General features: G+C 42.3%; 10 protein-coding genes. 6 read left to right on the forward strand and 4 right to left on the reverse strand.

What is annotated here, in order from left to right:
• Positions 1 to 218: 218 nt before the first annotated feature.
• Both mobC and FTV48_RS08370 read left to right on the forward strand, forming a co-directional pair.
• Entirely contained in the window at positions 219 to 728 is a 510-nt protein-coding gene (mobC, locus tag FTV48_RS08365) for a plasmid mobilization relaxosome protein MobC (RefSeq protein WP_180000003.1), read from the forward strand.
• Positions 725 to 3,133, forward strand: a complete 2,409-nt coding sequence (locus FTV48_RS08370; protein ID WP_180000005.1) for a hypothetical protein — start codon at positions 725 to 727, stop codon at positions 3,131 to 3,133. Before mobC ends, FTV48_RS08370 begins: the two co-directional genes overlap by 4 nt.
• A gap of 45 nt (positions 3,134 to 3,178) precedes the next feature.
• Here the strand turns inward: FTV48_RS08370 and FTV48_RS08375 are convergent, their stop codons facing one another.
• The 4 genes from FTV48_RS08375 to FTV48_RS08390 all read right to left on the reverse strand — a co-directional run bounded on the left by FTV48_RS08375 (position 3,179) and on the right by FTV48_RS08390 (position 7,511).
• Positions 3,179 to 3,430: a hypothetical protein gene (locus FTV48_RS08375; protein ID WP_180000007.1), complete on the reverse strand. Its 252-nt coding sequence runs from the start codon at positions 3,428 to 3,430 to the stop codon at positions 3,179 to 3,181.
• A 679-nt stretch (positions 3,431 to 4,109) separates the two neighbouring features.
• The gene (locus tag FTV48_RS08380; protein ID WP_005096395.1) at positions 4,110 to 5,081 is read right to left on the reverse strand and encodes a class I SAM-dependent methyltransferase; all 972 of its coding nucleotides are present in this window, start codon (positions 5,079 to 5,081) and stop codon (positions 4,110 to 4,112) included.
• A gap of 301 nt (positions 5,082 to 5,382) precedes the next feature.
• On the reverse strand, positions 5,383 to 6,081 hold the full coding sequence (locus tag FTV48_RS08385; RefSeq protein WP_180000010.1) for a pirin-like bicupin family protein: 699 nt from the start codon (positions 6,079 to 6,081) through the stop codon (positions 5,383 to 5,385).
• Positions 6,082 to 6,290: 209 nt separating this feature from the next.
• On the reverse strand, positions 6,291 to 7,511 hold the full coding sequence (locus FTV48_RS08390; RefSeq protein WP_005171817.1) for a L,D-transpeptidase family protein: 1,221 nt from the start codon (positions 7,509 to 7,511) through the stop codon (positions 6,291 to 6,293).
• 206 nt (positions 7,512 to 7,717) lie between these two features.
• Between FTV48_RS08390 and hemE the strand changes: the two genes are divergently transcribed.
• The 4 genes from hemE (at position 7,718) to FTV48_RS08410 (ending at position 12,181) form a co-directional block, all read left to right on the forward strand.
• Complete coding sequence (hemE, locus tag FTV48_RS08395) at positions 7,718 to 8,788, forward strand: uroporphyrinogen decarboxylase (protein ID WP_005096398.1); 1,071 nt, start codon at positions 7,718 to 7,720, stop codon at positions 8,786 to 8,788.
• Between the two features lie 10 nt (positions 8,789 to 8,798).
• A complete protein-coding gene (locus FTV48_RS08400) occupies positions 8,799 to 9,599 on the forward strand; it encodes a DUF817 family protein (RefSeq protein ID WP_005096399.1) in 801 nt (266 codons plus the stop codon).
• Between the two features lie 146 nt (positions 9,600 to 9,745).
• Positions 9,746 to 10,216 (forward strand): DUF3015 family protein, encoded by a 471-nt coding sequence (locus FTV48_RS08405; RefSeq protein WP_100355239.1) that lies wholly within the window; start codon positions 9,746 to 9,748, stop codon positions 10,214 to 10,216.
• Positions 10,217 to 10,294: 78 nt separating this feature from the next.
• Positions 10,295 to 12,181 carry a DUF4105 domain-containing protein gene (locus FTV48_RS08410; RefSeq protein ID WP_180000012.1) on the forward strand — a complete coding sequence of 629 codons (1,887 nt, stop codon included), beginning with the start codon at positions 10,295 to 10,297 and terminating at the stop codon, positions 12,179 to 12,181.
• Positions 12,182 to 12,199: the final 18 nt, after the last annotated feature.

Raw genomic sequence — 12,199 nt, forward strand, 5'->3', positions numbered from 1 at the left:
TTTGAGATTGTCAAAAAAATTAATTTGCTAAAGTTTCTTTCAGCACTCAGTAATGTTGTTTGTAGCCATGATTTAGAAAAGTAATTCGGTCTGTGGCTACAAACAAAGAATGATTCAATGTCTTGTAGCTACAAAGCGATCTGTAAATTGCTCCTTGTAGCTACAAGCTAAATCAACACATTACTGACACCACAATAAAAATAAGAACAGGTGGAAGAATGAAACAAGGCAATCGAAATATTGTCAAAAGATTGAGGTTTTTAGATCTACAAGCTGAACAGCTTGAACAGTTGCTCGAGTGGAAAGGCATCAGTTTTACTGACCTAGTCCATATGCTCATTGCACATGAATATGCAACAAGTCAGCCCTATGTCCCACGAGAAAGTGAATTACAAAACAGTGTTGTACGTGCAAAGAATGTAGCCACAAAAGTCAGTCGTGTAGCCACATCTTACTGCAAACTTGATCCAGACTTTTTGAGGGAGTTAGGGCGGATTGGCAATAACATCAATCAAATTGCTAAATCCCTAAATATTCTCTGTCTGAGCCAACAGAAACAGAAGATGGATTTTTCATATATCCAATGCTTGGCTGTATTAGAAAATATTCAACAGCAACTTCATCAGCATCTTGATCCTTTACCTATCATCACACGCTCTGAATATCAGGTTGAGCGTCGGAAAGAACAGGCTTTACGTTATGTGACAACCCAAAGGGAAGATGCATGATTATTAAGTTTCTACCGCATGGAAAAGGTGATCCATTTCGTGCTGCTGCCTATGTGATGGATGATAAAGATCATCTGAATTTGCCACGTACAGGTGTAGAAGTACTTCGAGGTGACCCAATGACCTTTGCTTCGATTGCACAAAGCTCACCAAATAAATATCGCTATACATCCGTGGTGATTGCATGGGCCGCAGAAGATGAAGTGGGTATCGATGAAATCAACGAAGTCCTTGATGCCTTTGAACAACATGCTTTTGCAGGCTTAAAACCACATCAGTACCACATGACGGCTGTGATGCACGAAGAGGAGAATAGATCGAGACATATCCATGTCTTGATTCCACGTCTGGAACTGAGTACTGAGAAATCTCTCAACATCGCACCACCTGGACATCGGCATTATTTCGATCCACTCCGAGATTACTTCAACCATAAATACGATTGGGCAAGACCTGATGACCCTGCTCGAGCGAGAAGCTTACAACTCCAAGACCATGCACTGAAGCAGAATTCGGCTGCTTTAAGAGCCAATTTGATTGAACAGCCTAAGGCAACACGCATTGAGCTGATTAATCAATTTATCGAGCACCGGATGTTACAAGGCGTGGTGTATGACCGTCCGACCGTTCTACAAGCACTCTCTGAAATCGGCACGATCACACGGGTCGGACAAAACTATATTTCACTTCGTACCGAGGCAGGTACAGACAGATTAAAGGCTGCATATTATGACGAACAGTTTTACCTCTCAGATTACCTTGAAAATCAAAGAAGAAGAGACGCTCTTGGATCTCCATCAAATGAGGATTCAACAAAGCTTGCAGAACGGACTCGAGCATTGCGAGAAGCTGAGCAACGCATTCAAGACGTACGAACAAAACGCCAGCAGTACAATGAACGAACATATCGAGATCCTGAACCACTATCAGCATCAATTGGTGATGATCAGAGAATCGTATATGCAGTTGAGCGAACATTTGAAAAAGATACAACGCTACAAGACCCATCTCGAGAAGGAGTCCGAACAGCAGAACAATCAGATGGAGGAAATTCTTCTACAGATGAAAGGTCATCAACAATCACATTTGGAGACCTTAGAGACGATAGAGAAAATCAAAAAATTGGTTTTGAATTCCTCGATGTCGAGCGACACACGATTCAAAGAGATCAGTCAACAACTCAAGATGAAGCCCGATCTCAACACCATAGAGGAAATTCAGCAGAACATCACCAAAACACCTACTATTATTTTAGTGCTCTTGCTGATCCTGACTTTCAGCAACAGCCTCATCTTAATCTACACCAACATAAGAGGTATCTAAATGCCCGAATTCCATACCGAGTTACAATATCTGACTCAGCAACAACTGAAGTTGTTACAACAAGAAAATCAAGCTTTGAAAAGTTCTCTACAAATGATGAAGGACGAGATCAAAGAAGCCAACAATATCATCGCATTGCAGAAGATTTACCAAGACAAATTGCAGCAATTGATCGAACAATTGAACAGCGATCTACAGCACAAGGATCAGCAGATCCAGCAGTATCAGAATTATTTATCCAGCAACATCGACGTGCCAGATCAAATAAACTTATCCAATATCTTGATGCCGTTGTTCAAAGAGTCTCTGAATACTTATCTCCAATCAGAACAGTTTCAAATGCAGTGGCAGAGGTATATCGAGGCAAGACTCAGCAGTTACTCGAGTTGTTTAGAGACACTAAATTCGATCAATTGGGTAAGTTTGCAGTATCCAGAGAAAAGCATCGAAAAAGAGTTGGACAATGTGCTGAACGAAGTCATGAGTATGAGCAACGATTTAAGCAAGCTCATCAATTTATATCAACAGCGCTAGATTGGTCGATACAACGTATTTTTCCTAAATACCGCTTGAGTCATTTCATCAATAACATCGTGCAACAACATCCTGACCAAGACTTCACCATGATGAGGGTCTATGCGGAAAGGGTGGATGATCAAATCACAGATCATATTCGTTTCTTAATAGATGAAAACAAAAAAGGGAATCGCTATCCAACAGAAGAAAAACTAAAATTTGCTCGAGAGTTTAGGCTGTGTACGGAAAAACTCATTCAAAATATCCATCTATTTAAAAAAGATGATCCAAATATCTTGGGATTTTTAAACACCATGGATCATTACATGCAGATGATTGATCTTAACCATCCTCGACCACACCTGAAAGAAGAAAATTCACCTTTGATCAATGCGAATGATGCTTCAAGACTTGATATGAAAGATTGTATGAATGAACTTCGGTCTTACCTAGAACCTTATGACCACAAGAAGCCTCATGAGGAAACTGAGCGTAAACAAGACATGAAAATTGTGCCTAAAACACCAGAACCGAAGAGAAAGAACTTACGGGATTTAGAACTATAAGAAAGGGAATGTTTTGATCGATCAAAACACTCCCTAACTAATATCTTAATTTTTAAAAGTTGTCCGTTTAGGGCGTAGCTTAGTGCGTTGTGACCACATTTCAGGATACTGTGTGGCTACATTTTTAGGCTGAGTCGTGTAGGGGGTATGACTGTCATCTGGTTGAGTCTGATCTTCTAAGCGATCAATGAGAACATAAAGATCGGTAAGGCGTTGCAGGTCTTCGGTTGGGATTTTCTTGGCAACGTTTTGAATCAACTGTGTGACGATACGCTTTGCTGAAATTTGATTTTGCATAATGATGCACTCCTAGATTGGGATATACACCACCACAACTCATTTCCACAGAGGTGAGGTGGCAACAGACAGGGGTGGAAATACTGAATCTAGGATCAGCCAACACGAAGTTGCCCTGTCATGCTGCCATAAAGACTGCATAAAACAGTAAGCAAAAAAATAGCCGCAAGTGCGACATTTTATGCACCTAGATCGTATCAGGTTTCCACGCCTGAACACAGATTTTGCTGTGTAATAAATACGCTATCAGTGCTTAAAAAATGAGTCAATAAGCTTTTACCTCAAATCAGCTAAGGCTAGTCTCTAAGAAAATCATTCTTTGTTTTTAATGTTTAAATAATTCAATATCTTACAATCTATATTTATTTTATCTTCGTTGTTAAACATCATTAATATGTCGATAAACGGTATAAGTCATGTCGTAAATTTCAGGCTAAATGTAACAAAATTTTTTGTAGTAAGAATTGTAGTAAGAAAAAAATATAAATAATTATATATAATATAAAACATATAGATAGTGTTTTAATTTGACGGACACCGCTTCCGCCAAATTTTAAAAACCCCAATCGAAAGATTGGGGTTTTTTTATTGCTGATGAATTTTACAGAATGATTTAAAATAAACGGATCTTAAAGAGGTTCGATATTTAAAAAGTCGATAATTTATAAACAGATATTCTTCAATCGCATACTTCAATCTTAATCAGAGCCAGAGCAATTCTTTCCACATGCTGATAAGCAGGTTGCTCTAATTCTTCACCAAAAATATCCGGATCAATTTCCTCATAAGACCAGTGAATATTTTGATGCTGCTGCATCAGGTCTTGCAGATACTGTAAAAATCGATTGCCATTTCGTGTGATGGTAGCGCCGGTATATAAAAATAAACGGCCGCCTGAATTTAGCCTTTGCAGGCCTTGTTTTATAATTTTAAAAGATAATTCATTGCCATCGAGCTCATTACCTCCGTGTCGATATTGCCGTTGCTCAGGATCAATTAAATAAGGTGGATTGGCAAAAATCAGGTCAAACTGACCTTCAAGATTGGAAAATAAATTGCTCTGTACAGGAGAGATTGAAGCAAAACCCGAAAAATCAATGTTGAGCTGACTATAGAGCAAGGCTTTGGGGTTTAGATCTGCTACAAAGATTTCCTCATGATCCGGAAAGTATTTGGCGATACTGATGGCAGCAGCAGAGGTGCCACAGCATATTTCAGCAGCCCGTTTGAAAGGGCGAGGTTCGGTGGCTAGATATTGCTTGAGATGATAGACAAAGCGATAAGTATCGGGACCAAAAAAAACAGCATCCTGTTGTGTGGTCGGAAAGGAAGAGTGAATAAAGAGTTCACCTTCCAGTGAAGCGACTCTGACCAGACTGGTGTATTGCTCATCCTGAACCTGTAGAAGTTGCTGTTTTGCCAGCAAGGAAAAAAGAACCGGATCAAGATCGGTTTTGCTAAATTCCAGATTCCAGCCAAATATATCCTGCAGGGTTATTTCCTGATTTTTCTCGTTTCTTTTACGATCTAAAATCCGTTGATGCGACAACGGGGTAATGGCTGTGAACTGATAGTTTTGTTGTTTTAAAAACGCTAGTAAAAAATGCAGAGCATGTTGCTGGTGATTCTGAATTTCTAAAATCTGGTTCATAAGCGTTGCTCTTTGGTTTATTTAAAATCAATACAAAGCTGGATAGACGTTGAATCCCATATAAGACCATGACCAGATCAGCCATTCGCGATGCGTTCATTCAATAGAAATGAATCAGCTTCATCTTCGCCTGAAATGCCAGAATTTTAAGTAAAAAACTGATGTGAATTGGTGTGATTTTTATAGCTGTTTTTAAAAAATTATCTTCTGATAAAGCTTCTGTCTGCTTTTATTCTCGATTCATAAAAAATGGCTATTTATCAAAGTGATTAATAGCCATGATGGGTGAGAGCCTTAAAACTTAGTGAGGCACTTCTGGTAAATCAAACCAGATCACTTGCGCATCATCGATGGCTTGAATCGCTGAGTCATCCAGAAAAGCAATTGCACCACCCGCCTCAACTCTATGTTCTGCAATCTGCACAGTGCCAGAAACTACATGAATATAATTGATCTGCTGGGTGGTCTGCACTTGCAAACTTTGACCTTGCTGAATTACCGTAGTTTTGACTTCAGCATTCTGACGAATATGCATCGGCGCATTGCCATTCGGTCCACAAATCAAATGCCACTGGTTGGGCTGCTCATGCGGATCCAGGCGAATTTGCTGATAATTCGGTTTGGCATCCTGTTCATTGGGAATAATCCAGATTTGCAGTAAATGTACCTGTTCATCACCCTGATTCATTTCACTATGACGAATACCTGTTCCGGCACTCATGAGCTGCCATTCACCGGCAGCAATGCCGCCATGATTGCCCATGCTGTCCTGATGAGTAATGGTTCCTTTCAGTACGCAGGTCAGGATTTCCATATTGTCATGGGGATGGGTTCCAAAACCCTGATGCCCAGCGATTAAATCGTCATTAATAACACGTAAGGCACTGATCCCCATATACTTGGGATCATACCAGTTACCAAATGAGAAGCTGTGCTTAGACTCCAGCCAGCCCATTTTTACATGACCACGATTTTCGCTAGGATGTAGAAAAGCCTTCATGATTTCATCTCGATCTTATTTTCAACTTGAGATCATCATACTGTTGTTTTAAGCTCAAAAAAATCTCAAATGGGCGACATATCATTGCATTTTTGCAACGATATATCAGCTTAAAATCAAGTCATAAAAACGATATATCAGCTTAAAATCAAGTCATAAAAAAGCCCACTGAAAAGCGGGCCATTTTATTCAAAGCATTTTACGGATCATTATTCTAAGAAACGAACAGTTACGCCAGATTTGACTTTACGGCCAAGATCATTGGCATCCCAGTTGGTCAGACGGATACAACCGTGTGAATAGGATTTAGAAATCATGGACGGATTCGGTGTGCCGTGAATACCAAATGATTTTTTGTTGAGACCAATCCAGACATTACCGACCGGGCCGTTTGGACCTGGTGGTAGAGACAGTGGTTTGGTGTTTTTACCTTGAACAAAGTTACTTGGCGAGTAGCTATACCAAGGATTTGGTGCAACGCCGGTGATTTTATAAGTACCCGTTGGTGAAGGCGTACTGGTATTGCCGATACTGGCAGGGAATGAGCCGATCATTTGATTTTTACTGTTAAATAAGTACAGTTGTTTGGCACCTTTATGTGCAACAATCAAGTGAATACCTTCTGGTAGCTCATTACGAACATTGGTCACCAGAATCTTTTGGCCGACTTTGTTAAAATTAGCACCTGGATTCAACTTCTTCAGGAAGTTTTCATCCATATGGAACTTTTCACTGAGCATTTCAGATGCGCTGGTGTAGTACAAACCTTTCATTTTCGCCTGTAGCGCATAATCTGAAGGAATCGATTTGGCAAATGGTCCTGCCAGATCTTTTTCAGTAATGGTGTACTCTACAAAGGTCGGCTTGGAACCCTGACGTGCCACCAGTTTGTCCCAGGTTTCCTGCGTCAGTACGCCATTTGGCTTGATGCCATTCATTTGCTGGAAAGAGGCAATTGCTTTCAGTGTGTTCTTGCCGCTGGTACCATCAATCGCACCCGGTGAAGCGTGGGCATTGTTGAGCATGACATGTGCACGTGCGTAGACCGGAAATTGACCTGCACCAATGTTTTCATACCACTGGGCATTGTTTAAGCCGTCTAAAGTCCACGAAGCTTTGGTCGCAGCAGAGTTCGTCGGGGCCTTGGTATTTGGCGCTGCACCAATATCAGCAGATTGGTCTTCGGTATCTTGTAGCTCATTCAGTGCTTCAGAGGCCTGATTTAAGTCTTGTTGTTCTTGCGCCGTAATTTTGGCTTCAGCCGGTGCTTGGGCGGCTGAAGCTTCAGTCGCGAGTGGATCAATTGGATCCTGGACTGAAACATCGGTAACAACTTGCGGGTTCAATGGTTGTTCAGCAGTAGACGCAGCAAAAACAGTACCTGCGAAAATGCAACCTAAACTCACAGCGAGCATTGTGCGAACGAACATGTAAATCAACCTTAAAATTATTTCTTTAAAAATGTGAAAAAACACTATAAGTATTACAGAAAAAATGTGGAGATGCAGTAGTTGTTTTGTGTAAAACATCACATTTGGTCGCTTAAGCTGATCGGTTTTTAAAGTCAGCAGAAGTTATTAAAAATACAACCTTTTTGTTATGATATGGCGAATATCAAAGATAGATAGGAAAGTAAATGACGACCTTAAAAAATGATCGTTTTCTGCGCGCCTTGTTGCGTGAACCTGTAGATGCCACTCCGGTATGGATGATGCGTCAGGCGGGCCGTTATTTACCAGAATATCGCGCAACGCGTGCTCAGGCAGGAGATTTCCTTTCTCTTTGCAAAAATACTGAACTGGCCTGTGAAGTGACCTTACAGCCTTTACGCCGTTATGATCTGGACGCCGCGATTTTGTTCTCTGACATTTTGACAGTGCCTGATGCTTTAGGTTTAGGATTGTATTTTGAAGTGGGTGAAGGGCCTAAATTTCATAAAACTGTCCGTACCGAGCAGGATGTCGCAAATCTGCCGGCCTTTAATGCAAAATCGGATCTGGATTATGTGATGAATGCAGTGTCGACCATTCGTTCGGCCTTGGGTGGCCAGGTTCCTCTGATCGGTTTCTCTGGCAGTCCGTGGACCTTGGCGACTTATATGGTGGAAGGTGGTTCAAGCAAGGATTTCCGTTTCACCAAAAATATGATGTATGCACAGCCTGAAGTGCTGCATGCTTTGCTGGAACGTCTAGCCGATGCCGTGATTGATTATCTGAATGCGCAGATTGATGCAGGTGCACAAGCGGTACAGATTTTTGATAGTTGGGGCGGCGCACTGGCACATCGTGAATATATTGAATTCTCGCTCAACTATATGAAGAAGATTGTTACTGGCTTGCACCGTGAAAAAGATGGCCGCAAGATTCCAGTAATTCTGTTTACCAAAGGTGGCGGTCAGTGGTTGGAACCGATGATCGCTACAGGCGCAGATGCCTTTGGTCTGGACTGGACCACACCACTGGATGTAGCACGTCAAACCGTTGCGGGTCGTGCTGCGCTTCAGGGTAACCTCGACCCTGCGACCTTATATGGTTCATCGGAAACTATTATTAAGGCGACCAAAGCCATGCTGGATGATGCTTATGCCAATGGTGAAAAAACCGGTTATGTAGCAAACCTCGGCCACGGCATTACCCAGTGGGTCGATCCAGCCAATCCAAAAGCCTTTATTGATACCGTACATGAGTATAGTGCTAAATATCTTTAGGATTTAAACCTTGATCGATCTATTCAAATCAGGGTTTGAATTTACCTATAAGGCAGCTTCGGCTGCCTTATTTGGGATTCTACTCCTGCTGGCGTTTGCACTCACTGCTGCCATGGGCAGTGATCTGTTTTACGGTTTTTACCGTTATGACTATCTGTTATTTTTTGCCCTGCTCATTCAGGTGCTGCTGCTTTATACCAAACTGGAATCCTGGGCCGAAGCCAAAGTGATTGCGCTGTTTCATCTCATGGCCATGGTGATGGAAATCTTTCTGACCCATCCTGCGATTGCCTCCTGGTATTATCCACAACCGGCAATCTTTAAAATTATGACCGTGCCTTTATTTGCCGGTTTTATGTATTCTGCGGTCGGCAGTTTTTTTGCGCGTTCCTTGCGTTTATATCAGGTCTCATTTGAAAAGTTGCCAGGCTTTCGCCATATGTTGCTGCTGGCGGTGTTGTCTTATATCAACTTTATGAGCAAGTTTTTTATTCCTGACTATCGCATGCTTTTATTTGTCTGGAGCGTGCTGATGTTCTGGAAAACTAAAATTCGTTTTCAGTTGAATCAGCACGCTTTTCAGTTGCCAATGTTACCGATCTTGCTGCTGCTGGCCTTTATCATCTGGATTGCCGAGAACATCAGTACCTTTTATCAGATCTGGCTCTATCCAAGTCAGATTGAACAATGGCATATGGTGGGCTGGGGCAAACTCGGGTCCTGGTATTTGTTGTTATTGCTGAGTCTGGTCTTGGTACTGAAGATTTTAGGGCAGCGCAATTTACATGGCGACTGGACGCTGAAAGAGTAATGGAATTATTCAGGTTATGTTTATGTAAAGCATGCATTTTTTCGATTGCGCCAAACCTGACTTATCGCTACTCTGCTGAGTGTGTAAGTCAAATTACATAATGAGAGTAATAACAAAGATTGCATGAGAATAACTGGAGAATAAGTATGTTGAAAAAAATTATGCTGGCGGCAGTATTAGCGACTGGTTCAAGTATGGCAATGGCTGACCGAGATGTCGGCTGTGGTATCGGAAGTCAGGTGTGGGCCGGTCAGACTGGTATTATTCCTAAACTTTTAGCAGGTACCACCAACGTTCTTTTCACGAATCAATGGCTCGGGATCACGTTTGGTACTTTGGGTTGTAGCCAGGGTGGAACAGTCACCGCTCAAGTGGTGACTTTTACCAATGAAAATGCTGAAGCACTGGCGCGTGATATGGCAGTGGGTGAAGGTGAAAGCCTGAATGTTCTGGCCGAACTTCTGAATATCAAATCTGAAGACAAAGGCCATTTTTTTAACATTTCCAAGCAGAATTTTGCTGAAATCTATTCCGAACAAAACCAGAATACCCTTCAAGTTCTGAGTTCATTACAAACAGTGATGGCCAAAGATGAAGTATTGAAATCTTACATCTGATCCGCACTTTGAAAACCCTGCTGCTCTGGCAGGGTTTTTCTTATGACTCAAAGAAATTGACGAGAATAAGTTAACTGAATGAAATATGCGTTCTTCATGTTGGGTCTGGCCTTCAGTCCCTTAAGTTTTGCAAACGAAATTAATCCGGATATCCAGCATTATCTCGATCAGGCCAAAAGCAAACGCCTAGATCAGAGCACCACCTGGCAGCGTCTGATGTATGCCAATTCTAAAGGCCACAGCGAGGTCGATTATTCAGGCTATTTTCTGGCAGAGCAGGGAAAGACTGATCTCAAAAAAGAAATACAGCATAATATTCAGGCCTTATTTGGCAGTACAGAACCGAATCAGTCCATCCGTTGTAAGTTTCCGGCCCGAAGCAGCTGGTTAATGCAGCAGCTGGATATTTCCGAACAGCAATTACCTGAAGTGAGTTGTCCGGATTTTGATCGATGGATTGCTGAGGTCAAGCCCTATCAGGCCACGCTGATTTATGCCACAGATTTTATGGGCAATCCCAGTTCGATGTTCGGGCATACCTTGTTGCGTCTAGATCCCAAAGATCAACAGCAGCTCAACCTGATTTCCTATGCCGTCAACTATGCCGCAACCGTCGACGGCAATGACAACTGGTCATTTGCCTGGAAAGGACTGACCGGACAATATCCGGGTGAATATTCCCTGATGCCGTATTATCGCAAGGTCAAAGAATATGGCGACTTTGAAAGCCGGGATTTATGGGAATATGAATTGAATTTAACTCCACAAGAGACCCGGTTTCTGGTGCAGCATCTTTGGGAAATGCAGAAGGTGAGTTTCCCTTATTATTTTATCAACGATAATTGTGCTTATCGCCTGCTGGGGCTATTCGATCTGGTGCGTCCTGAGTTGAATCTACAAAAACAGTTTAATTCGACTGCCATTCCGATCGAAACCTTGAAAGTGGTAGAACAGCAGGGCTTGATCAAACAGAAAGTTTATCGTCCTGCCCTGGAAACACAGTTGCTGGCTCAATCTAGACAGCATGGCAAAGCTTTGGCAAAAAAGGCTCATCAGCTGGCTTATGCAGAAACAGGTACCATGCCTTCAATGTTGCAAACTTATCCGGCAGAGGATCAGGCCAAAGTGCTGGAAATGGCCTATGATCATCTATATCTGGATTTTCTCAGACAGAAAGTAGATGAGTCCTTTGCCCAGCCACGTTTTCGCAAGTTATTGGGCTTAAGAAGTCAGCTGGCTATCGAGAAACAGCGTCAAGCACCTGAGCGTCCGAAAACAGATCCAGTACAAAGTCATCATGCACGAAATATCAGTTTTGAGGCCGGACAGGTTCAGGGTGAATCCTTTGTTCAGCTTGGGCATCGGCATGCCTATCATGATTTAATCGATCCACAGGGTGGTTTGCGTACCGGCACACAACTGCTGTTTCTGGATGGGGCATTACAATATCGTAATAGTGAACTCAAACTGGAACATCTGGATTTACTGGCCGTCAATTCCTATAACCCGATTAATCCATTTAATACGCCCTTATCTTGGGGTTTTAATCTGGGCTGGACACAGGAAGCCTTAGACCGTCATGGCCAGTTTAGCGAAGAGCAACAGCATGGCGTCGCCGGTTTTAAGACCCAAGCGGGCTATAGCTGGGCAAATGCGAGCCGCGAACATTTGTGCTATGCACAAATGCAAACTCACCTTCAGGCGGGCAAGGCGCTCGATCAGGGTTGGCGCGTAGGAGCAGGGCCAACTTTGGGCTGCCAGAATATCTGGACTGATCAGATCAACAGTCTGGTGCAAGTGGAACTGCCTTATTGGGAAGATTCGCATCGCTGGCATCTGAAGCTAAATACCCAATTGCAATATGCCTTTACTGCACAGAATGCGGTTCGATTGTCTTGGGAATATCAGCAACAACAGGCGAAAGACTGGGATCAATGGAGTTTGGGCCTGATCCGTTATTTTTAAACGGCTTATATATTTTAA

Origin of the sequence: Acinetobacter sp. YH18001 (assembly GCF_013416975.1) — a bacterium.
Lineage (GTDB): Bacteria > Pseudomonadota > Gammaproteobacteria > Pseudomonadales > Moraxellaceae > Acinetobacter > Acinetobacter pseudolwoffii.